This is a genomic window from Curtobacterium sp. MCSS17_007, assembly GCF_003234175.2.
Classification (GTDB): Bacteria; Actinomycetota; Actinomycetes; order Actinomycetales; family Microbacteriaceae; genus Curtobacterium.
This window is the reverse complement of sequence record NZ_CP126257.1, coordinates 1,858,049-1,879,056: the sequence shown is the minus strand read 5'-3', so window position 1 is coordinate 1,879,056 and position 21,008 is coordinate 1,858,049. Positions and strand designations below refer to the sequence as shown.

The following is a 21,008-nucleotide window of genomic DNA, read 5'->3' as shown; positions in this document are numbered from 1 at the left end:
GGTCCGCGCGGGGGCGGCGGCGCGGGGCCGACGTCGGCGCGAGGGACCGGCGGCTGGTGCGACGTCGTGGTCGTCGTCCGACAGCGGCCCTGTCGCGCGGGCCGGAGCCGCCGGGAGCACGGAACCCCGCTCCGGTCCGCGCCCGCTACGGCAGCGTCGGCGCCGCCGCCACCAGCGCCCGCGTCACCGGGTGCTGCGGGTCGTCGAGCAGCGCGACCGGCCCCTGCTCGACGATCCGGCCGGCCGAGAGCACCGCGACCGTGTCGCACAGCCGCTGGACGACGCCGATGTCGTGCGACACGAGCACGAGCGTCAGCCCGAGGTCGTCGGCGAGGGAGCGGAACAGGTCGATCACCCGGGCACGGACGACCACGTCGAGGGCGCTCATCGGCTCGTCACCGAACAGGATGCGCGGCCGGTGCACGACGGCCCGGGCGATCGCGATGCGTTGCCGCTGTCCGCCGGAGAACTCGTGCGGGTAGCGCTCGGCGGCGTCGGCCGGCAGGTCCACGCGCTCGAGCACGTCGCGGACCGCATCGGGGTGTGAGCCGGGCACCCGCAGGGCGCGCAGCGGCTCGGCGACGATGGTCCCGACGCGCATCCGGGGGTCGAGGGACGCGTACGGGTCCTGGAAGACCACGCCGGTCTCGCGACGGAACCAGCGCATCGCCCCCGCGGATGCCGAGGCGACCACCGGACGACCGCCGGCCGACACGGTGCCGGAGGACGGTGCCTCCAGACCGGCGAGCAGCCGGACCAGCGTGGACTTGCCGGAGCCGGACTCACCGACGATGCCCAGCCGCGACCCCGAGGCGACCGAGAGGTCGACGCCGTCGACCGCGGTCCGCACCTGGCCGGGCTCGAACGGCCCACGCCGGGGCAGCCGGTACGTGCGGTGGAGGTCGGTGGCCTCGAGGACGGGTGCGGTCACGGGGTCCTCCTGGCGGTGGCTCGGGCGGCCTCGACGAGCGCCGCCGTCGCGGGGTGCTGCGGGGCGTCGAGCAGGGCGCGGACGGAGCCCTGCTCGACGACGCGGCCGTGGTCGAGCACGACCGCGGTGTCGGCGATGCGGGCGAGCACCGCGAGGTCGTGCGTGACGAAGAGCATGCCGGTGCCACGGTCGCTCGACAGCCGCTCGAAGAGCTCCAGGATGCGCGCCTCGGTCGTCACGTCGAGCGCGGTCGTCGGTTCGTCGGCGACCAGGTAGGCGGGGGAGCCGGCCATCGCCATGGCGATGCAGATGCGCTGCCGCTGCCCGCCGGACAGCTGGTGCGGGTACTGCCGGAGCAGCGACGCGGGGTCGGGCAGGCCGACGGCGTCCGCGAGTGCGACGGCGGCCGTCGTCGCGGCACGTCGGTCGAGTCCACGGTGGAGCCGGAGGGGCTCGGCGATCTGCGCACCGACCCGTCGCAGGGGGTCGAGGGCGGTCGCGGGCTCCTGGAACACCATCCCGATGCCGGAGCCGCGGTGGCGGGCTCGGTCGCGGTCGCGCAGCCCGACGAGTTCGGTGCCGTCCAGGCGGATGCTCCCGGTGACCGCCGCCCCGCTCGGCTCCAGGCCCATCAGGGCGAGCGACGTCATCGACTTGCCGGAGCCGGATGCGCCGATGACACCGACGCGTCGGCCGGGAGGCACGGTGAACGTCACGTCGTCGAGCACCGCCCGTCCCGCGATGCGGACCGTCAGGCCCCGCACCTCGAGTCCGTCTCGTCCGGTGCCGTGGTCGCTCACGCCGTCACCCCCGGTGTGGTCGTCGTCGTGCCGTCGGTGTGCGGGTCGCCGCCGGCGGTGCGTCCGGTGACCCCGCCGACGTCCGCCCGGTCGGCGCGTCGGCCGCCGCGCGTGCGGTCGGCGGTCGTCAGCCGGGGGTCCGTCGCGTCGCGGACCGCGTCGCCGAGCAGTGAGAGTGCCGCGACGACCAGGGCGATCGCCGCGCCCGGCCACGTCGCGCTCCACGGGTGTACGCCGATGTAGGTCTGCAGGTCGGCGAGCAGGTTGCCCCACGACGCGGTGTCCGATCCCGCGCCGTACCCGAGGTACGACAGCCCGGCCTCGGCGAGGACCGCGGTCGCCATCGCGAGGGAGAGCTGCACGGTGAAGAGCGGCGCAGCGTTCGGGACGAGGTGCCGGGTCAGCACGCCGAGGGGTCCGACACCGGACGCCCGGGCCGCGACGACGTAGTCGCTCCGGGCGATGCGGCGGATCTCCCCGCGCGCGACGCGGGCGATGGTGACACCGAAGGACAGCCCGACGCTGACGACGACGATGCCGAGCGACCCGCCGAACACCGCGGTCAGGAGCATGGCGGTGAGCAGGGTGGGGAACGCGACGAGGATGTCGAGGAGCACGGCGGTACCCTCCCTGACCCACCGTGCGGTCAGCGAACCGATCGCGGTGAGCACGACGCCGACCACGCTCGCGACGACGCCCGACCCGACGGCGACGAGCACGGTCGTCCGGGTGCCGGCGAGCAGGTAGCTCGCGATGTCGCGGCCGGAAGCGTCGGTGCCGAACCAGTGTGCGGGGCTGGGTGCCGCCCACTGCCGGAAGGGGTCCGTGCGGAAGGGGTCCTGCGGCGTCCACACCGACGAGACCGCGGCGAGGAGGACGAGGAGCGTGAGGACCACGACGGCGAAGCAGCCGGTGGGTCGGGCGACGAGCCGGCGGATCACTCGCCCACCTCCCGCTGCCGGGGGTCGAGCGCGCGGTGCACGACGTCCACGGCGAACCCGACGAGCAGCACGAGACCGGTGAGCACGAGGAGCTCGGACTGCACCTTCGTGACGTCGCGGCGTCCGACGTCGGTCACCAGCATCCGGCCGACGCCGGGCAGCGAGAACAGCTGCTCGACGACGACCGCGCCGACGAGGAGTCCGGCGATCTGCACACCGAGCACGGCCAGCACCGTGAGGGCCACGGAGGGCAGCCCGTGCCGCAGGAGGGCCTGGGTGCGGGAGAGGCCGACCGCTGCGGCGGTGCGGACATGGTCGGCGTCGAGCACGCCGAGCGTCGCCGACCGGGTGAAGCGGAGGATGACAGCGCCCTCGACGGCACCGATGGTGAGCGCCGGGAGCACGAGCGACGAGAACGCGCGGCCGGGGTCGTCCCAGCCGTCGAGCGGGAAGCCCTGGGTCGGCAGCCAGTGCAGGGTCACGGCGAAGAGCGCGATGAGGAGCATGCCCGCCCACACGACGGGCACCGCGGCCACGGCCTGTGCGACGAACCCGATGACGGCACCGCCCGCGCGACGTCGGAGCACCGCGGCGAGCACGCCGAGCGGAACCCCGAGCACGAGCGCGGCGACGAGCGACATCCCCGCCAACGGCAGGGTGACCGCGAGCTTTTCGGCGATCTCCGGACCGACGGCACCGTTCGTGACGAGCGACCGTCCGAGGTCGCCTCGGAGCACACCGCCGATCCAGTCGAGGTACTGCACCACCACGGGGCGGTCGAGCCCGAGCTGCTGCCGGAGCTGCTCGACCTGCGCTGGCGTGGACTGGGTGCCGGCGACGACCTGCGCGACGTCGCCGGGCAGCACGCGCAGCGTGGCGAACACGATGATGCTCGCCACGAGCAGGCCGACGACGAGCAGCAGCAGTCGCCCGACGAGGAACCGGGTCACGCGTCCGATGCTACGGGGGCAGCGACGCGAGCCCGGACCGCAGCGCCGTACGGGACAGCGGTCACTTGACGGCCAGCCCGGCCAGGTCGAGGCGCGAGTTGCCGCCGTCGACCGGGAAACCCGTCACGCCCTTCCGCACCGCGGTGATCTCCGTCGCGGTGTACAGCCACTCAGCGGCGGCGTCCTCGCTGACGATGCGCGCGGCCTTGCGGAGCGCCTGCTCCTTCTCGGTCTGCGAGGTCGTCGCGACCGACTCGGCGTAGAGCCGCTGCACCTCGGGGTTGTCGTACCCGAAGTAGTAGTCGGGGTTCGCCCAGTTGCCGAAGTCGCGCGCCTCGACGTGGTCGACCATCGACAACTGGAAGTCCTTGTCCTTGAAGACCTGGGACAGCCAGGTGGCGAAGTCGACCCGCTCGACCTTCAGCGTGATGCCGACGTCGGCGAGCTGCGACTTCAGGACGTCGCCGATCGTCGCCGGGTAGACGTTCGCGTAGGTCAGGGTCAGGTCGAGGTCGGTCTTCCCCGCCTCGGCCAGGAGCTGCTTCGCGTTGTCCGGGTCGTACGCGTCGATGTCGGTCAGGTCCTCGTACCCGGGGTCGAGCTCCGGGATCGGGCCGCCCTGCTCGACGCCCGTGCCGCCGATGGCCTTGATGAGCGCCTTCGGGTCGATCGCCTGCCGGATCGCCTGCCGCACGCGCTTGTCCGTGAACGGCGCTTCGGCGTCGTTGAACGCGAGCGTGTACTTGTCGGTCGTCCTGCCGCGGTGCAGCGCGATGTCCGGGTTGCCCTGCAGCTGGCTCGCGAGGGTGCCGTCGACGGGGTTGAGCACGTCGAGGTCGCCGTTCGCCATCGCGTTGACCGCGGTGGCCGGGTCGGTGATGTACCGGAAGACGATCTTCGCGACCTTCGGCTCGGTGCCCCAGTAGTCGTCGTTCCGGGTGAAGGTGAGCGAGTCGCCCTGCTTCCACGACGAGACCTCGTACGGTCCGGTGCCGTTGGCGCTGTCGGACAGGTCGTTCCCCGCGGCCTGCTCGAGCACGAGCCCGGCGCGGCCGGTCAGGGTGAAGAGCAGGTCGGAGTCCGGCTGCGCGAGCTGCAGCTCGACGACGCGGTCCGACGGCGACGTGATCGAGGTGACCCCGGCGAGCTTGGCCGAGTCGACGTAGGACGCGTTGTCCTTCGCCTGCTGCAGCGACCACACGACGTCGGCGGCGGTGACCGGCTTGCCGTCCTGGAAGGTGGTGTCGTCGCGGAGGGTGAACGTGTAGGTCTTCCCGTCCGCCGAGACCTCGTGCTTCGCCGCGAGCACGTCCCGGATGTCCCCGTCCGCGGTGCGACCGACCAGGCCCTGGTAGACGTTGTCGATGAGCACCTGGTCGAGCGCAGCGCCCGACTGCGTGCGGATGTCGAGGCTCGTCGGTTCGAGCACGAGACCGACACGCACCGTGGCGTCGTCGCCGCTGCGGCCGTCGTCCGAGGAGCCGGAGCAGGCCGTCAACGTCAGTGCGGACACGACGGCGACCGCCGTCGCGGCCAGGGCGACGCGTGCTGCGCGGCCGCCGGTTCGGTGGAGGAGCGGACTCATGGGTTGTGGGTTCCTTCCGGGCGCGTGGGGGCGACGGTCGTCGCAGCACGCTCGCACGAGGTTACCGGCGTTCGGCGCCGGATGACGGTTGTTGGACCTGGTGCAACAACCCGTGCCGCTCGCCCCATGCCCGGATGGCCGACGCCAGTTCGAGGGGGGCCTGGTTCTGCACCGCGTGGCGGGCGGCCACGGTCACGACCTCGGCGTCCGGCAGCCGCTCGGTGAACCCCGCGTGGAGCTTCGGCGACACGTACCCGCGGTCGCCCCGTACGAGCAGGATCGGCGCGTCGAGGGCCTCGAGATCGGGCCATGCGTCGGCGAAGCGCCCGACCGACGCCGTGCGGCCCGCCGGGAGGTGCGGGAAGTGGTGACGGCGGACGAGACGACCGTCGTCGCCGAGTCGCGTCGTGTGCCGGGCCTCGCGCAGGAGCACGGCCCGGTCGTCGCCGACGCGGGCCTCGACGGCCCGGTCGACGACCTCCTCGAGCGACGCGAACGGTGTCTCGTCCTCCAGCGCGCGAGCGATGCGGTCGACGGCGCGCTGCGCGAAGTCCGGGGACATGTCGACGAGCACGAGTCCGGTGACGCGCTCGGGTGCCGTCGCCGCCAGTCGTGCGGCGAGGATCGCTCCGAGGGAGTGCCCCACGACGACCCCGGGCGGCACGTCGAGCGCGTCGAGCGCGGCCAGCACCTGCGGGGCCGTCGTGCTCGCGCCGTAGTCGGCGTCGTCGCGCCAGGACGACCGGCCGTGCCCCGGCAGGTCGACGGCGACCGCCGGTTCCCCGACCGCGATGGCGGTCTGGTCGAAGCTGTGCGCGTCGATGCCGAGCCCGTGCAGGTAGGTGACCCGAGCCTCCCGGCCGTCTCCGGCGTCCCAGCGGATCGCCGCGGTCTCGCGTCCGTCGGTGGTGCGGACCACCTGCCGGGAGGCGCGGAGCGGCTCCGTCACGCCGCTCGCGGCGGCGAGGGCGGCGAGGTCCGAGAATTCGTCGTCGGGTTCGTGCACGGGTCCGATCCTCGCACCCCGGCGGGTACCCCGGTCGACCCTGGAAGCCTTAGGTAAGGCATGCCATACTCGTACCTCGTGGCAGCCCGGTACCGAGTCTTCTCCGTCCGCGTCGCGGCCGTGTCGGCGCTCACCCCGTCGTTCGTCCGGGTGACGCTCACCGGTGACGCGCTGGCGGACTTCTCCGCGGTCGGACTCGACCAGCGCATCAAGGTCGTCCTGCCGATCCCCGGACACGGGTTCACCGACCTGCCCGACGGCGACGACTGGTACGGCGCGTGGCGCGCACTGCCCGACGCCGAGCGCAACCCGCTGCGCACCTACACCGTTCGGTCGTTCCGCCCGGACGCGCGTGAGCTCGACATCGACTTCGTGGCGCACGGTGACACGGGCCCGGCCTCGCGGTGGGTGTCGTCCTGCCGCGTCGGCGACGAGCTCCGGATCGTCGGGCCCGCCGTGCCGTCCTCGCCGGCCGAGCTGCCGAGCGGTGCCGCGGAGTTCGCCCCGGGGAGCGCGACCCGGATCCTGCTCGCCGGCGACGAGACGGCCGCTCCGGCGATCTGCGCCATCCTCGAAGCGCTCGACGTCGCGACCGTCGGACACGTCTTCATCGAGGTCCCGACCGACGCCGACCGGCTGCCGGTCACCGCTCCCGCCGGGGTCGAGGTGCGCTGGATCGCGCGCAACGGCGCCTCCCACGGGGTTCGTATGACCGACCAGGTGCACGCGTGGGCGTCCGAGGTGGCTGCCGGTCCGGCGCGCGGCGACGGCACCGCGCGCGGCGTCGTCGAGCTGGCCGACGTGGACGTCGACGAGCAGGTGCTCTGGGACGTCCCCGAGGTCGCCGAGGAGCGCCCCGTCTACGCCTGGATCGCCGGTGAGGCCGGGTGCGTCAAGGAGCTCCGTCGCCACCTCGTGCGCGGCGTCGGGCTCGACCGTCGGCAGGTCGCCTTCATGGGCTACTGGCGGCACGGCAAGGCCGAGCACTGAGCGGGGCAGCACCCGCCCCGGTCGTCGGCGCGGTCCCGGCGACCGCCCTGGGTGCGCGCGGCCTGACGCTGGCGTACGACGACCGGGTCGTGGTCCCGTCGCTCGACGTCGACGTACCCGACGGCGAGCTGACCGTCATCGTCGGGCCGAACGCATGCGGCAAGTCGACGCTGCTGAAGTCCTTCGCCCGGACCCTGAAGCCGAGCGCGGGGACGGTGTACCTCGACGGTGCGCCGATCGACTCGCTGCGCCCGAAGGCCGTCGCCCGGCGGGTCGGGATGCTGCCCCAGACCCCGATCGCGCCCGAGGGCATCACCGTCCGCGACCTGGTGTCCCGCGGGCGCTTCCCGCACCAGGGCCTGCTGCATCCGTCGTCGGGATCCGACCGGATCGCCGTGCAGGCCGCGCTCGAGCAGACCGACACCGTCTCGCTCGCCGACCGCAGCGTCGGGGAACTCTCCGGCGGGCAGCGGCAGCGGGTCTGGATCGCGATGGTCCTGGCACAGGAGACCGACATCGTGCTCCTCGACGAGCCCACGACGTTCCTCGACATCGCGCACCAGTACGACGTGCTCGAGCTCGCGTCGGCCCTGCACGCGTCGGGGCGCACGGTGGTGGCGGTGCTCCACGACCTCAACCAGGCGGCCCGCTACGCGACGCACCTCGTGGCGATGCGCGACGGGGCGATCGTGGCGCAGGGGACCCCGGCGTCGGTGCTCACGGCGGAGCTGGTCGAGGACGTCTTCGGTCTGCCGTGCGTGGTCGTCCCCGACCCCGAGACCGGCACACCCCTCGTCGTCCCACGTCGTCGCACGGCCTGACCCACCACCGTCGGTCGTCGGTGGGGGATCAGCGGTAGCCGCCGTCCTCCAGGCCGGCCTCGACCTCGAAGCGGTTCCGCAGTGGTTCCCGACCGGCCACGGCGTAGAGCAGCGGCATGAGCATGCCGTACCGCCGCCACTGTGCGACGTGCACCCGTTCGTGTCGCAGGACCCGCGGGCCGTCGTTGTCGCGCGTCAGGTAGACCGACCCGACGCACGTGCCGCCCCGCCGGAACACCCAGCGCGGCAGGCCCGTGCAGACGACCAACCCGTCCTCGACGCGGACCCGACCGGTCGAGAGCGGCACGCCGACGGCCAGCCCGACGGCGGTCGCGAACAGCCAGCCCGCGCGGGAGACGGGGGAGTCGAGGAGCGGGTTGCGCACCCCTACTCCGGGCGACCGTAGGTCTCGAGCAGGCGCAGCCAGACCTCGTTCATCGTCGGGTAGGCCGGGACCGCGTGCCAGAGCCGGTCGACCGGGACCTCGCCGACGACGGCGATGGTCGCCGCGTGCAGCATCTCGGCGACGTCCTGGCCGACGAAGGTCACGCCGACCACCACGCCGCGGGACTCGTCCACGACCATCTTGGCCCGCCCCGAGTAGCCGTCGGCCTGCAGCGCCGAACCGGCGACCGCACCGAGGTCGTACTCGACCGCGCGGACGTCGATGCCCTGCTCGCGTGCGGCTGCCTCGGTCAGGCCGATGCTCGCGACCTCCGGGTCGGTGAACGTGACCTGCGGGACCGCCGCGTGGTCGGCCGTCGCGACGTGTGCGCCCCAGGGCTCGGCGTGGACCGGACGTCCCTGGTGGCGGGCCGCGATGGCCTCGCCGGCGGCGCGTGCCTGGTACTTGCCCTGGTGCGTGAGGAGCGCGCGGTGGTTCACGTCCCCGACGGCGTAGAGCCAGTCGGTGCCCTGCACGAGCATCGTGTCGTCGACCTGCAGCCAGTCGCCGGCGGTCAGGCCGACCGACTCGAGGCCGAGGTCCGCCGTGTGCGGCTTGCGTCCGGTGGCGGCGAGGACCTCGCTCGTGACGACCGTGGTGCCGTCGTCGAGCGTCGTCGTGACCAGGCCGTGCTCGTCACGGTCCACGCGCGTGGGACTCACACCGGTGCGGACGTCGATGCCGAGGTCGCGCATCGCGTCGGCGACGAGCTCGCCCGCGAACGGCTCCATGCCGCCGAGCAGGCCGTGCCGGGCGACGAGGGTGACCTTCGACCCGAGCGAGGCCCAGGCGGTGGCCAGCTCGGACCCGGCGACACCGCCACCGATCACGAGCAGGCTCTCCGGGACCTGCTGCGCGCTGGTCCCCTCGCGGGTGCCCCACGGCTGCGCCTCGGCGAGTCCGGGCACGTCCGGCAGCTGGTGCAGCGAACCCGTCACGACGGCGACGGCGGCGCGCGCCGTGTGCGTCTCGCCGCCCACCTCGATCGTCTTCGCACCGGTGATGCGGGCGTGGCCGCGGATCAGGGCGATGTCGGCGGACTCGAGCCAGGCGACCTGGCTGTCGTCCTGGTAGTCCGAGGTGAAGGAGTTGCGACGCGCCAGGACCTTCGCCGCGTCCACGTGCCCGGTGACCGCCTGCGCGGCGCCGTCGACGCGCTTCGCCGCCGCGACCGCGTGCCCGCTGCGGAGCAGGGCCTTCGACGGCATGCACGCCCAGTAGGAGCACTCGCCGCCGACCAGCTCGGCCTCGACCACGGCGACCGACAGGCCGCGCTTGTGGGCGTAGTCCGCCACGTTCTCGCCGACAGCGCCGGCTCCGATCACGATGAGGTCGTAGTCCGTCATGCCCCCGAACCTACGCGGGTCGGCGGGGGACCGGCCGGGTGCGGTGCGCGCCCGGGACGCCGGGCGAGCAGGAACCCGGGATCGTGTCAGACGGCGCGTGCGGCCGTCGTCAGGGCACCGACCGCCCGGAGGATCACGCCGAGGTCGTCGACCGCTCGTTCCGGGTCGACGGGTGCGAATCCCGTCAGGGCCGCGCCCACCAGCCGACGACCGCGGGTCGCCGCCTGGATCCGTTCGACCAGCCCGGAGGCGTCGAGGCCGAACGGCACCGGCTCGAGCAGCCCGTCCACCTCGGCCGGGTCGAGCACGTCCAGGTCGACGTGCACGAAGACCGACGCAGCCCCGGTCGCGTCGACCGCGGCGGCGAGGACGTCGGGTGTCGCGGCGTCGACGTCGAGGTGTGTGACGCCCATCCGGTCGAGTGCGGCGAGCTCTGCCTCGTCGGTCCCCCGGACGCCGGCGAGCACGACGGCGCCGGGAGCGATCGTCGGCAGGTCGGGGAACAGCCCGTCCGGTCGGTCGACGAGCAACCGGAGCGCTGCGGTCTCGGCCGCGACCGGTTGGGCCCGGTTCAGCGACCGGTAGCCGCTCGATCCGGCGATGCGCACGAAGGCGGTGTCCGGCCGCACGAGCACGGTCGCACCGAGGACGCTGGACCCGTCGCCGCCGACCACCAGGACGGCCTCGCTCGCGACCCCTGCCTCCTCGGCCACGCGCTCGGCGACGGCGCGGACCGATGTGTACCGTGCGACCGCGGTCTCGAGCCGGTCGCCGGCACCGGCGGGGACGTCGACGACGGTGGTGACGGCACGGGGCAGGTCGGCCGCGATGGCCCGGGCTCCGTCGCCGAGGCGCATCGCGCGCGACGACGCCGAACCCTGCCACTGACCGACGACGAGGAACTGCATCGTCCCAGTCTGGCAGCACGGTCCGGCGTCGTCCGGGGAACCGGATCAGATCGACCCGGAACCGCCGTTCTTCAGGGCGGCGAGACGCGCCTCGACCTCGGCGTCGCGTCCGACGTCCTCGAGGCTCTCGAACTGCGCGTCGAGGCTCGACGCCTGCAGTTCCTGCTGCCCGAGCACCTTGGCCTCCTCGCGACGGACCTTCTCCTCGAAGCGGTTGAGGTCGCTCGTCGGGTCCGTGATGTCGATGTTGCCGATCGCGTCGTTGACCTTGGACTGCGCCTCCGCCGTCTTCTGGCGGGCGACGAGCGAGTCGCGCTTGGCCCGGAGCTGCTCGAGCTTCTGCTCCATGCCGGCGAGACCGGACTTGAGCTTCTCGACCTGCTCGTTCTGGGTGGCGAGCGGGCCCTCGTTGTCCTTGACTTCCTGCTCGGCGGCGATCTGCTTGCCGATCGCGATCTTCGCGAGGTTGTCGAACTTGTCCGCGTCGGCGGTCTTGCCCTCGGCGCGGTACTTGTCGGCGGCTGCCGAGGCATTGGCGGCCTTCTGCCCCCACTCGGTGGCGGCGCGCTTGTCCTCCTCGTGGTCCTGCTCGAGCAGGCGCAGGTTGCCGATCGTCTGCGCGATGGCGGTCTTCGCGTCCGCGATGTTGTTCGTGTAGTCGCGCACGAGCTGGTCCAGCATCTTCTGCGGGTCCTCGGCGTCGTCGATGAGCTGGTTCACGTTCGCCCGGATGAGCGAGGAGATCCGGCCGAAGATCGTCTGCTTTGCCATTGCTTTCCCTTTCGTGGAAGGTCTGTCGTCCTGCTGCTGGTGTGTGTCGTCGGTGTCGCCGGTCAGAACCGGCCGCCGCCGGAGAAGCCGCCGCCGCCCTGACCGGGCCACCCGCCCAGGTCGTCGTTGGCCGCGTCCATCGCGGCGGCGGCGTACTGCTCGGCCGCCCGTGCGGCCTGCACGGCGCGGGCGGGGTCGCTCGTGGCGAGGTCGACCGCGTCGTCGAGCGCCCGCTCGGCCTCGGACAACCGGGTCCTGGCGGTCGGGCCGACGGCGCCGCGACGGAGCGAGATGAACTCGCGGGCCTGGCTGATCCGCGCCCTGGCGTCGCGCAGGGCGGCGTCGAGGGCCCGCTGCGCGCGCTGCTGCTGTTCCTGCGCCCCTCGAGCGGCGGCCAGGGCAGCGTCGATGTCGGTGTTCGCCCGCGTGAGCGCGTCGACCGCTGCGATCGGGTCCCGCGGGTCGACGCCCTGTCGGAGGACGGTCTCGGCCCGGGTGACGGCCGATGCGAGCGCAGGGTCGCCCGAACGCATCGCGCGCGCGGCGGCGACGTCGCCCTCGATGTCGACGCGCATCGCGTCGGCCCGTGCCGCCGCCTCCGAGAACGACCGCTCGGCGCCGGTCGCGCTCGTGGTCAGCTGCTGCACCTGCGCGAGCGCGTGCTGCGCGTCGCGGACGGCGATGACCGCCTCGCCCTTGTCACCCGCTGCGATCGCGGCGGTGGCCGCCCGGGACCGCTCGGTCGCGTAGCCGAGCACCCGCTCGGCCTGGTCGACGTTGTCGGACACCGTCGCGAGCGTCCGCCCGCCGTAGGAGCCGCGCACCCGCTCGAGCGAGCGACGAGCGGCGTCGAGGTCCAACGGTGCCGCGGCGACCGCGGACGCGAGTGCGGTGGCGGCGTCCTCGACGCCGTCCTCGAGGGAGCGGAGCCGGTCGAACGCCTCGGTCTGCTGGTCGATGGCCGCGTGCGCCCGCTCGCAGATGGCGATGATCTGGTTCGCCCACTGGGCTCGCTGCTGCGGGCTGTCCGGCACCTCGTCGTCGAGCTGCTGCTGGTACGCGAATGCCTGACGCACGTCCCTCTTGGCGGCCGCCACGGCCTCGGCGAAGGGCTTCGCAGCGTCCTCACCGAACTGGGCCGTCGCGAACCCGATTTCCTGCTCGGCGGTGCGCAGCTCGTCGTCGATCGTGACGAGTGCGGCTCCGGCCTTGCGCTCGAGACCCGCCAACGAGGCCTCCTGCGCGCGTGCGGCCTCTGCCGTCCTGCGCTTGTTGCGCGTCCGGACGACCAGGACGACGGCCACGAGTCCGACCACCACCACGAGCAGCAGCACCCACAACCACGTGAGGTCCGGTGGTGCCTGACCGGCGACGAGGCCGTCGGCGAACGCCACCGCGGCACCGGCCCAGGCACCGTCCCGGAGCTGCGGCACGGCGTCCTGCTGGTAGGCGGACTCGACGTCGCTGCGCGAGAGCGCGGTCTCGTTCGTCTGCTGGATGTCGGCGATCCGGTCGTCGACCGCGACGGCGAGCACGATGCTGTCCGAGTCGATCTGGTTGCGCTCCATGAGCGCGTCGCCCCAGGCCGTGTGGTCGCTCGGGTTCGTGAAGGTCGGCACGTACACGACGTAGAGCTGGGTCTGCGTCTCGTCGTACAGGTCCTGGACCGCCCGCTCCACGCGGGAGCGCTCGGCGCTGCTGAGCGCGCCCGCCTCGTCCACGACGTAGGCGCCCCGGAGGTCGACGGGGTCGGTCGCGTGAGCGGCGGTCGCCGGCGCGAACACCGACCCGGCGGCGAGGAGCAGCGCGGCCAGGCGGCCGACCAGTCGCGCACCACGACCGGGCCCTCCGGCGCCGCGACCCGCGGTCGACCGGGATGTCCGACGTCGTGGTCGGCGCAGCACCAGCAGCACCCCGCGGTCGTCCGGGCTCGATCCGTCGTGGACCGCTCGCATCCGTCCTCCATCCGTCGCCGGGGCAATCGACGTGCCCCCGACGACGCCCGCCCGGGCGCCGCCGTCCCGATGCTATCCAGACCACGCACAGAGCGGATGGATGCTCGGAGCAACCCTTGCTGACGAGCGTCATGTGGAGGATTTGTACCCCGTACCGGGGTATGGTGGTGGCCATCGTTCGACGACGAGCGGAAGGGGAAAGCGATGGAGCGTACGACGAGCACAGAGGTCGTCCCACTGGAGGACGGCTACCACCGCGTCTCGACGCCGGCGAGCGGCGTCATCGGGTTCGTCCGTGAGCAGGACGGCCGCTACGAGGTCCTCCGCGGGCGTGTCCGCCAGGCCACGCGCTCCGAGGGTGCGTACAGCACGATGAACGTCGCGCTCATCGCGCTCACCCACGCCTGACGCCGCCGGCCCCGGACGGCGCGGTCGGTAGGCTCACCGAGTGGACCTCCCCACCCGCGCCGTCCTCGTGACGGTCGTCCCGCCCGGCGCCGACCGGGAGGCACTCCTCGCCGCCGTCGCGCGGGTCGCTGCCGTCGACGTCGACGCGGTGCGCGCGGGGCGCGAGTGTCCGCACTGTGGCTCGACCGGTCACGGCCGCCCGTGGGCGACCGCCGCGGGTGCCGCCGTCGCCGTGAGCACTGCCCGGTGCCCGGGACAGGCCGCGGTCGCCGTCGTGAGCGGGCCGGGAAGGACCGACGACCGCCTCGGGATCGATCTCGAGCAGGTTGCCCGGGTCGCGGCGGCGTCGCTCGACGCCTTCGGTCCTCGTGAGCGCCGACGACTCCGGGACGACCGGGACCGCACTGCGGCCTGGGCCGTGAAGGAGGCGGTGCTCAAGCGTGACGGTCGCGGGCTGCGCGTCGACCCGAGGGCGGTCGAGGTCGACCTGCGCCGCTCGGTGGCCCGTCTCGAGGGGCGCGAGGAACCCGTGACCGTGGTGTGGACGGCGTCGGGCACCGTGCTCGCGGTCGCCTCCGGTGGGCTCCCCGTCGTCGTCGAGGACCGCGTCAGCGCGTCGGCCTCGTGAGGACCTCGGCCCCGTCCTCGGTGATCGCGATCGTGTGCTCGGTGTGCGCCGTGCGCGACCCCGTGGCGCTCCGGAGCGTCCACCCGTCGGGATCGGTGACGAGCTCGTCGGTGTCGGCCATGACCCACGGCTCGAGCGCGAGCAGGAGTCCGGGCCGCAGGGTGTAGCCGCGCCCGGGGCGTCCGGTGTTCGCCACGTGCGGGTCCTGGTGCATGGTCGAGCCGATGCCGTGGCCGCCGAACTCGGTGTTCACCCGGTGGCCGGCTGCGGTGAGCACACTGCCGATCGCGTGCGAGAGGTCCCCGGTGCGGGCTCCCGGCCGGGCGGCGGCGATGCCCGCGGCGAGGGCGCGCTCGGTGACCTCGACGAGCGCCGTGTCGGCCGGGTCCGCCGTGCCGACGACGAAGCTGACCGCGGCGTCCGCGGCGATCCCGTCGAGGGTGACCGCGAGGTCGAGGGTGAGCAGGTCGCCGTCGTCGAGCACGCGGTCGTGGGGCATGCCGTGCAGCACGGCGTCGTTCACGGCGGTGCAGACGTGGTGGCCGAACGGCCCGCGTCCGAACGACGGGGCGTAGTCGACGTAGCAGGACTCGGCGCCGGCGTCCTCGATCATCGTCCGTGTCCACCGGTCGATCTCGAGCAGGTTCGTCCCGACGGTCGTGCGCTCGCGCAGCGTCTGCAGGATCGTGCCGACCAGCGCACCGGTCCGCCGGGCGCGGTCGAGTTCGGCGGGGGAGAGGATCTCGATCATGGGATGATCGTACCGGTATTGTTCGCCCGGCATTAGTATCGGGGCATGGTCCGTCTCCCGCTCAGCCCGGACGAGCTCGAACGCGGTCGCCGGCTCGGCGCGCTGCTGCGGCGCGCCCGCGGCGACCGCTCGATGCTCGACGTCGCCCTCGTCGCCGGGGTCTCCCCGGAGACGCTGCGGAAGATCGAGACCGGTCGGATCGCCACGCCGTCCTTCGCGACGATCGCGGCCGTCGCGGGTGTCGTCGGACTCTCGCTCGACGAGCTCTGGGCAGCGGTGCACCCTTCCCTGCAGCAGACCCCGCCCACGACCGCCCGCCCGTCCCTGGGCGGCCTCGGACGTGCCGGTGTCGCTGCGAGCGGTGGCGTCCGGTCCTAGGACTCGCCGGCGTCGGGGAGCGCGGGGACGCCGGGCTCGTCGATCCAGGGTCCGGTGACCCGGCGCACCGCGAGCACCGGCACGCCCGCGGCGGTCGCGAACGCCTCGTACACGGCCGCCGATGTGACGGATCCGTGCCGGTGCGCCGCGGTGATCGTCCGCAGCCCGGCGGTGAACGCCGCGTCGCCGAAGGTCCGCCGGACGGCGTGCAGGGCCAGGGCGCCCCGCTTGTACACCCGGTCGTCGAACATGTCGGCGGCCCCGGGGTCGGCGACCACCAGGTCCTGCGGACCCGCGAGGAGCCCGGTCCGGTGGCGCTCCGCGAGCGTGTCGGCCGTGTCGCCACCGCGGTGCTCCGACCACAGCCACTCGGCGTAGCAGGCGAAGCCCTCGTGCAGCCAGATGTCCCGCCACCGCGCGGCGGTGACCGAGTTGCCCCACCACTGGTGCGCGAGCTCGTGGGCGATCAGGCGGTCGGTCCCGTGCGCGCCGTCGACGTGGTTCCGCCCGAAGACGGCCAGGCCGTGCGCCTCGAGCGGGATCTCGAGCTCGTCGTCGGTGACGACGATGCCGTACGACGAGAACGGGTACGGCCCGAAGACGTCCGCGTAGAGGGCGAGCATGTCGGGCACCCGCCCGAAGTCCGTCCGGACGGCGGCGGTCATGTCGGCCGGGTGGTGCACCGTCACGGTCGGCAGGGTCCCGACGGCGGCGGTCGCGCGGGCGGCGCCGTGCAGCGTCGTGGTCCGGTAGCGCCCGATCTGCACGGTCGCCAGGTACGTCGCCATCGGCTCGGTGACGGCGTACGTCCAGGTCGTCCCTGCCCGTGCTCGTTCGCGGCCGAGCAGGTCGCCGTTCGCGACGACGTCGTAGCCGGTCTCGGCGGTGACCTCGAAGCGGTAGGTGGCCTTGTCGTCGGGTCGGTCGTTGCAGGGGAACCAGGACGGGGCACCGGTGGGCTGCGCGGCCACGATGACGCCGTCGGTCAGCTCCTCCCACCCGATCTGGCCCCACGGGCTGCGCAGGGGGTGCGGGGCTCCGCGGTAGCGCACGTGCACGGTGAACTCGGCGCCGCCGCCGACGGGCTCGGCCGGCGTGACGGTCAGCTTGTGCGTGGACGACGACACCTTGGTCGCGCGGGCTCCGTCGACGTCGACGCGGTCGACGCGCAGGCCGTGCAGGTCGAGCACGATCCGGTCGAGGCGCTCCGCAGCGCGGCCGGTCACGGTCGCCGTGGCGTCGAGCCGGTTCGTCGCCACGCGGTAGCCCAGGCGGAGGTCGTAGTGCAGCGCGCTCCACCGCCGGTCGCCGCTGTGCGGGGTGTAGGGGTCGGCGTCGGGGTTCGGCTTCACGGTGCCGCCGAGTCTGCCACGACGAGGTCCCCGTCGGTCTGTGCGGTGCGTTCCACGACCGGTACGGGCGGAGCGGAGGGCCACGGGGCGATCGGGTTGCCCGCCCACTGGGTCCCGCCGGGCACCTGCTCGCCGCGCATCACCAGCGACGACGGCCCCACGGTCGCGCCGGCACCGATCCCCGACGCGGGCAGGGCGACGCTGTGCGGGCCGAGGGTGGCGCCGTCCTCGAGCCGGACGGTGTCGAGCTGCATCACCCGGTCGTGGAACAGGTGCGTCTGCACCACGGTCCCGCGGGCGACCGACGCGCCGTCGCCGATGGACACGAGGTCCGCCTCCGGCAGCCAGTACGTCTCGATCCAGGTGCCGCGGCCGATGCCCGCGCCGAGGCTGCGGAGCCACGTGGCCAACGCCGGCGTGCCCGTCGCCTGCTCTGCGAACCACGGCCGGGCCACGGTCTCGACGAAGGTGTCCTGCACCTCGTTGCGCCACACGAAGGACGACCAGAGCGGGTGCTCGCGTGCGTCGATCCGGCCGACGAAGACCCACTTGGCGGCCGTGGAGACGGCGGCGGCAACGGCTCCCGCGGCGATGAGCACGGGACCGGCGAGGAGCACGGTCCAACCGATGCCGACGGCGGACCACAGTGCCAGCAGGCTCCCGGCGACCCCGAGGGCGATCGCGCCGGACAGCATCGGCGCGACCAGGCGGAGCAGCTCCCAGCACGCGCGGGCGACCTTGAGCCGGCGCGGCGGTCGGAAGGTGCGCTCCTCGTCGAACTCGGCGGCGGCACGGCGCAGCCGGACCGGCGGCGATCCCAGCCAGGACGACCCGCGCTTGGCCTTCTTCGGCACGGCGGAGAGGACGGCGACCAGGGCCTCGCGAGGGACCGACCGCCCGGCCCCGGTCATGCCGGAGTTGCCGAGGAACGCCCGCCGACCGACCTTCGACCGGCCGATGCGCACGTAGCCGCCGCCCAGCTCGTACGTCGCGACCATGGTGTCGTCCGCCAGGAAGGCGCCGGAGGCGATCTGGGTGAGCGAGGGGATGAGCAGCACCGTGGAGATCTCGGTGTCCCGACCGACGCGAGCACCCAGGACGCGCAGCCACACCGGGGTGACGAGCGACGCGTACAGCGGGAAGAGCAGGGTCCGGGCGGCGTCGAGCACCCGCTCGGTGCACCAGGCCTGCCAACCGGACCGGGAGCGTACCGGGTGACGTCCCTCGCGGAGCCCGAGGGCCAGCAGCCGGACGGCGGCGACCACGAGGACGGCGTACACGAGCCCCGCGACGAGGGTGGCGACGGGGACGGCGGCGAGCCCGCGGAGCACCGCGGCGCCGATCGAGCCGGCCGGACCGACCAGCGCGACCACGACCGCGAGTCCGGCGGCGACGCCCGCGACGGGCAGACCCGCCACGACGACGGAGCCGACCCCGTACGCGGCGAGCCACCGGCGTCGGGCAGGGGGACGTGCCTCCCGTCCGTGCCGGGCCGACCCGACGCGCTCCGCCGGCGAGCCCGCCCAGCGCTCCCCGGCGGGGACCCGGCCGGTCACCGCGGAGCCGGCCTCGACCTCGGCGCCCTCGCCGACGTGCGCCCCTGGCAGCAGGGTCGAGCGGCTGTGCACCACCGCGTCCGCGTCCACCCGCACGTGCCCGAGCCGGAACAGGTCGCCGTCGACCCAGTGCCCGGCGAGGTCGACCTCGGGTTCGATCGATGCCCGCTTGCCGACGGTGAGCATGCCGGTGACCGGCGGCAGCGTGTGCAGGTCGACGTCGCGGCCGACGCGGGCTCCGAGCGCTCGCGCGTAGTAGCTGATCCACGGGGCGCCGGCGGTCGAGGGGCCGTCGACGGCCTCGGCGATGCGTTCGGCGAGCCAGACGCGCACGTGCACCGAGCCGCCGCGGGGGTGGTCACCCGGACGGACCCCGACGAGCAGGAGTCGTGCGAGCACGACGGTCACCGTCATCTTGCCGATCGGGGTGACGAACAGCAGGAGCGCGACGACGAGTGCCCACCAGGGCAGGACCGGGACGACGGGCAGCGTGGTCGCGTGCAGGACCGCCCCGACGAGTGCCGTCCACGTCAGCACCCGGAGGCCGCGGAGCACCTGGACCGGCAGGCCGAGCAGGGTGAGCAGGAGCCCGGTCGTCGGCGCGACCGGACGCACCGGACGGCGCGCGGCAGCGGCGGGGCCGGCGTCGTCCAGGGCAGCGGCGAGGGCACCGATGCGCGGGTGGTCGTAGACGTCCGCGACGGTCGTCACCGGGAAGCGCTCGCGGATCGCGGAGACGAGCTGTGCGGCGGTCAACGACCCGCCGCCGTGGGCGAAGAAGTCGTCGTCGACGCTCGTCACCGGGACCCCGAGGATCGCCGACCAGCGCTCGGCGATCCACGCCACGGTGTCGGGGAGCAGCGCGGCGTCGGTGGCGCCGGGCAGCGGCCACGGCAGTGCGGCGCGGTCGACCTTGCCGGACGTCCTGGTGGGCAGGGCGTCGACCACCGCGAGGAGCGGCACGAGGGCGGCGGGCAGCTCCTCGCGCAGGCGGGCGTTCGCCGCGCCCGTGTCGATCGTCGCGCCGGCCACGGGAGCGACGTAGCCGACCAGCACCTGGTTGCCGGCCGGGGTGCGCTGCACGACGGCCGCCCCGCCGGCGACGTCCTCGAGGCCCTGCAGTGCGGCGTCGACCTCCCCGAGCTCGATCCGGCGACCGCCGAGCTTCACCTGGTCGTCCGCGCGGCCCTGGAAGACGAGCCCCTCGGGCTCGTAGCGGACGAGGTCGCCGCTCCGGTACGCCCGGTCCCAGCCGAGCTCCGGGAAGGGCGCGTACTTCTCGGCGTCCTTCGCCGGGTCGAGGTACCGGCCGAGGCCGACCCCGCCGATGACGAGCTCGCCCACCCCGCCAGGGGCGACCCGCCGGCCCTGCTCGTCGACGACCGCCAGGTCCCACCCGTCGAGCGGCAGGCCGATCCGCACCGGCTGGCCGCCGTCCATCAGGGCGCCGCACGCGACGACGGTCGCCTCGGTCGGACCGTAGGTGTTCCAGAGCTCCCGGTCGCGGGACGCGATGCGGGCGGCCAGTTCGGGTGGGCACGCTTCGCCGCCGAAGATCACGAGCCGGACCTGCTCGAGGGCGTCGTCGGGCCACAGTGCCGCGAGGGTCGGCACGGTGGACACGACGGTGATCGTGTGCGCGATGAGCCAGGGGCCGAGGTCGACCCCGGTGCGGACGAGGGACCGCGGGGCGGGCACCAGGCACGCGCCGTGGCCCCAGGCCAGCCACATCTCCTCGCACGAGGCGTCGAACGCGACGCTCAGGCCGGCGAGCACGCGGTCGCCGGGGCCGATCGGCGCGTCCTGCAGGAACATCCGTGCCTCGGCGTCGACGAAGGCAGCTGCGGAGCGGTGTGTCACCGCGACGCCCTTGGGCACGCCCGTGGACCCGGACGTGAAGATCACCCAGGCGTCGTCCTCGACCCTCGGCGTCCCGGCACGGGCGCCCGGGGCGACGACGGGAGCGGGCTCGGCGTCCGGGTCCCCGCGCGTGCGCAGGACGCCGCCGGCCCCGACCACGCCGACGACCCCGGCCTCGCCGAAGACCAGGGCGGCGCGTTCCTCCGGGTCGTCCGCGTCGACCGGCACGTAGGCGGCACCCGCCGCGAGGACCGCGAGGATCGACAGGTACAGGTCGCGCCCGCCCGACGGGATGCGCACGCCGACCCGGTCGCCGCGCCGGACGCCGCGCGTGGCGAGGTCGTCGGCCTGCGTCCGGACGAGCCGCAGCAGCGTCGCGTAGTCGATCGTGCCAGCCGGGTCCTCGAGCGCGAGGGCGTCGGGCGTGGCGCGCGCGGTCGCCTCGAGGACGTCGAGGAGGGTGCGCGGGGCGGGTGCGTACTGGCCGCGGGCGAGGGGGGCCTGGAGGTCCGTGGTGCCGGTGCTCATCGGCGCGGATCATACTGACGCCGGGTGTCGTCCCCGGAAACACCGGGCGGTCCGGCGCGTGGTGACGAGCGCGGCGGGCGCGTCCATCGGGGACGGTG

19 protein-coding genes are annotated in these 21,008 nt (G+C 74.0%); 5 read left to right on the top strand and 14 right to left on the bottom strand.

Annotation, left to right across the window (positions count from 1 at the left end; translation table 11 throughout):
- Positions 1-145: 145 nt before the first annotated feature.
- From DEJ22_RS08800 to DEJ22_RS08775, 6 genes are all read right to left on the bottom strand, one after another.
- Complete coding sequence (locus DEJ22_RS08800; protein ID WP_181430675.1) at positions 146-931, bottom strand: ABC transporter ATP-binding protein; 786 nt, start codon at positions 929-931, stop codon at positions 146-148.
- Positions 928-1,731, bottom strand: a complete 804-nt coding sequence (locus DEJ22_RS08795) for an ABC transporter ATP-binding protein (RefSeq protein ID WP_111226205.1) — start codon at positions 1,729-1,731, stop codon at positions 928-930. Before DEJ22_RS08795 ends, DEJ22_RS08800 begins: the two co-directional genes overlap by 4 nt.
- Positions 1,728-2,672: an ABC transporter permease gene (locus DEJ22_RS08790; protein ID WP_258379536.1), complete on the bottom strand. Its 945-nt coding sequence runs from the start codon at positions 2,670-2,672 to the stop codon at positions 1,728-1,730. Before DEJ22_RS08790 ends, DEJ22_RS08795 begins: the two co-directional genes overlap by 4 nt.
- Positions 2,669-3,622 (bottom strand): ABC transporter permease, encoded by a 954-nt coding sequence (locus DEJ22_RS08785; protein WP_111226204.1) that lies wholly within the window; start codon positions 3,620-3,622, stop codon positions 2,669-2,671. The genes DEJ22_RS08790 and DEJ22_RS08785 overlap by 4 nt, the downstream gene beginning before the upstream one ends.
- Before the next feature lie 61 nt (positions 3,623-3,683).
- Positions 3,684-5,207: an ABC transporter substrate-binding protein gene (locus DEJ22_RS08780; RefSeq protein WP_111226203.1), complete on the bottom strand. Its 1,524-nt coding sequence runs from the start codon at positions 5,205-5,207 to the stop codon at positions 3,684-3,686.
- Positions 5,208-5,268: 61 nt separating this feature from the next.
- Positions 5,269-6,213, bottom strand: coding sequence for an alpha/beta fold hydrolase (locus DEJ22_RS08775; protein ID WP_181430674.1), 945 nt, complete (start codon positions 6,211-6,213; stop codon positions 5,269-5,271).
- 60 nt (positions 6,214-6,273) lie between these two features.
- On the opposite strand from DEJ22_RS08775, the gene DEJ22_RS08770 reads away from it, so the two are divergent.
- Both DEJ22_RS08770 and DEJ22_RS08765 read left to right on the top strand, forming a co-directional pair.
- Positions 6,274-7,203, top strand: a complete 930-nt coding sequence (locus DEJ22_RS08770; RefSeq protein WP_111226202.1) for a siderophore-interacting protein — start codon at positions 6,274-6,276, stop codon at positions 7,201-7,203.
- Positions 7,200-8,024 carry an ABC transporter ATP-binding protein gene (locus tag DEJ22_RS08765; RefSeq protein WP_220033749.1) on the top strand — a complete coding sequence of 275 codons (825 nt, stop codon included), beginning with the start codon at positions 7,200-7,202 and terminating at the stop codon, positions 8,022-8,024. The genes DEJ22_RS08770 and DEJ22_RS08765 overlap by 4 nt, the downstream gene beginning before the upstream one ends.
- 28 nt (positions 8,025-8,052) lie before the next feature.
- On the opposite strand, the gene DEJ22_RS08760 is transcribed toward DEJ22_RS08765, so the two are convergent.
- From DEJ22_RS08760 to DEJ22_RS08740, 5 genes are all read right to left on the bottom strand, one after another.
- Complete coding sequence (locus DEJ22_RS08760) at positions 8,053-8,409, bottom strand: Fe-S oxidoreductase (protein ID WP_111226201.1); 357 nt, start codon at positions 8,407-8,409, stop codon at positions 8,053-8,055.
- A 2-nt stretch (positions 8,410-8,411) separates the two neighbouring features.
- Positions 8,412-9,815: a dihydrolipoyl dehydrogenase family protein gene (locus DEJ22_RS08755; RefSeq protein ID WP_111226200.1), complete on the bottom strand. Its 1,404-nt coding sequence runs from the start codon at positions 9,813-9,815 to the stop codon at positions 8,412-8,414.
- An 86-nt stretch (positions 9,816-9,901) separates the two neighbouring features.
- A complete protein-coding gene (locus tag DEJ22_RS08750) occupies positions 9,902-10,723 on the bottom strand; it encodes an arginase family protein (protein ID WP_111226199.1) in 822 nt (273 codons plus the stop codon).
- Between the two features lie 45 nt (positions 10,724-10,768).
- On the bottom strand, positions 10,769-11,494 hold the full coding sequence (locus DEJ22_RS08745; protein WP_111226198.1) for a PspA/IM30 family protein: 726 nt from the start codon (positions 11,492-11,494) through the stop codon (positions 10,769-10,771).
- A gap of 62 nt (positions 11,495-11,556) precedes the next feature.
- Positions 11,557-13,449 carry a TPM domain-containing protein gene (locus DEJ22_RS08740; protein ID WP_284174519.1) on the bottom strand — a complete coding sequence of 631 codons (1,893 nt, stop codon included), beginning with the start codon at positions 13,447-13,449 and terminating at the stop codon, positions 11,557-11,559.
- A gap of 204 nt (positions 13,450-13,653) precedes the next feature.
- On the opposite strand from DEJ22_RS08740, the gene DEJ22_RS08735 reads away from it, so the two are divergent.
- Both DEJ22_RS08735 and DEJ22_RS08730 read left to right on the top strand, forming a co-directional pair.
- Complete coding sequence (locus tag DEJ22_RS08735; RefSeq protein ID WP_058729997.1) at positions 13,654-13,857, top strand: hypothetical protein; 204 nt, start codon at positions 13,654-13,656, stop codon at positions 13,855-13,857.
- Positions 13,858-13,897: 40 nt separating this feature from the next.
- Positions 13,898-14,485: a 4'-phosphopantetheinyl transferase superfamily protein gene (locus DEJ22_RS08730; RefSeq protein ID WP_111226196.1), complete on the top strand. Its 588-nt coding sequence runs from the start codon at positions 13,898-13,900 to the stop codon at positions 14,483-14,485.
- On the opposite strand, the gene map is transcribed toward DEJ22_RS08730, so the two are convergent.
- Positions 14,466-15,236 carry a type I methionyl aminopeptidase gene (gene map, locus DEJ22_RS08725; protein ID WP_111226195.1) on the bottom strand — a complete coding sequence of 257 codons (771 nt, stop codon included), beginning with the start codon at positions 15,234-15,236 and terminating at the stop codon, positions 14,466-14,468. The two genes, DEJ22_RS08730 and map, sit on opposite strands and share 20 nt — an antisense overlap.
- A gap of 45 nt (positions 15,237-15,281) precedes the next feature.
- On the opposite strand from map, the gene DEJ22_RS08720 reads away from it, so the two are divergent.
- On the top strand, positions 15,282-15,614 hold the full coding sequence (locus tag DEJ22_RS08720) for a helix-turn-helix transcriptional regulator (RefSeq protein ID WP_111226194.1): 333 nt from the start codon (positions 15,282-15,284) through the stop codon (positions 15,612-15,614).
- Here the strand turns inward: DEJ22_RS08720 and DEJ22_RS08715 are convergent.
- Together DEJ22_RS08715 and DEJ22_RS08710 are read right to left on the bottom strand one after the other, a co-directional pair.
- A complete protein-coding gene (locus DEJ22_RS08715; protein WP_111226193.1) occupies positions 15,611-16,966 on the bottom strand; it encodes a M1 family metallopeptidase in 1,356 nt (451 codons plus the stop codon). The two genes, DEJ22_RS08720 and DEJ22_RS08715, sit on opposite strands and share 4 nt — an antisense overlap.
- Positions 16,963-20,910: a Pls/PosA family non-ribosomal peptide synthetase gene (locus tag DEJ22_RS08710; protein WP_111226192.1), complete on the bottom strand. Its 3,948-nt coding sequence runs from the start codon at positions 20,908-20,910 to the stop codon at positions 16,963-16,965. Before DEJ22_RS08710 ends, DEJ22_RS08715 begins: the two co-directional genes overlap by 4 nt.
- Positions 20,911-21,008: the final 98 nt, after the last annotated feature.

Excerpts from the sequence above, each read along its gene's own strand:
- DEJ22_RS08780 (WP_111226203.1), bottom strand. The coding sequence starts at position 5,207 with ATGAGTCCGCTCCTCCACCGAACCGGCGGCCGCGCAGCACGCGTCGCC.
- DEJ22_RS08770 (WP_111226202.1), top strand. The coding sequence starts at position 6,274 with ATGCCATACTCGTACCTCGTGGCAGCCCGGTACCGAGTCTTCTCCGTC.
- DEJ22_RS08755 (WP_111226200.1), bottom strand. The coding sequence starts at position 9,815 with ATGACGGACTACGACCTCATCGTGATCGGAGCCGGCGCTGTCGGCGAG.
- DEJ22_RS08750 (WP_111226199.1), bottom strand. The coding sequence starts at position 10,723 with ATGCAGTTCCTCGTCGTCGGTCAGTGGCAGGGTTCGGCGTCGTCGCGC.
- DEJ22_RS08745 (WP_111226198.1), bottom strand. The coding sequence starts at position 11,494 with ATGGCAAAGCAGACGATCTTCGGCCGGATCTCCTCGCTCATCCGGGCG.
- DEJ22_RS08740 (WP_284174519.1), bottom strand. The coding sequence starts at position 13,449 with ATGCGAGCGGTCCACGACGGATCGAGCCCGGACGACCGCGGGGTGCTG.
- DEJ22_RS08735 (WP_058729997.1), top strand. The coding sequence starts at position 13,654 with ATGGAGCGTACGACGAGCACAGAGGTCGTCCCACTGGAGGACGGCTAC.
- map (WP_111226195.1), bottom strand. The coding sequence starts at position 15,236 with ATGATCGAGATCCTCTCCCCCGCCGAACTCGACCGCGCCCGGCGGACC.
- DEJ22_RS08720 (WP_111226194.1), top strand. The coding sequence starts at position 15,282 with ATGGTCCGTCTCCCGCTCAGCCCGGACGAGCTCGAACGCGGTCGCCGG.
- DEJ22_RS08710 (WP_111226192.1), bottom strand. The coding sequence starts at position 20,910 with ATGAGCACCGGCACCACGGACCTCCAGGCCCCCCTCGCCCGCGGCCAG.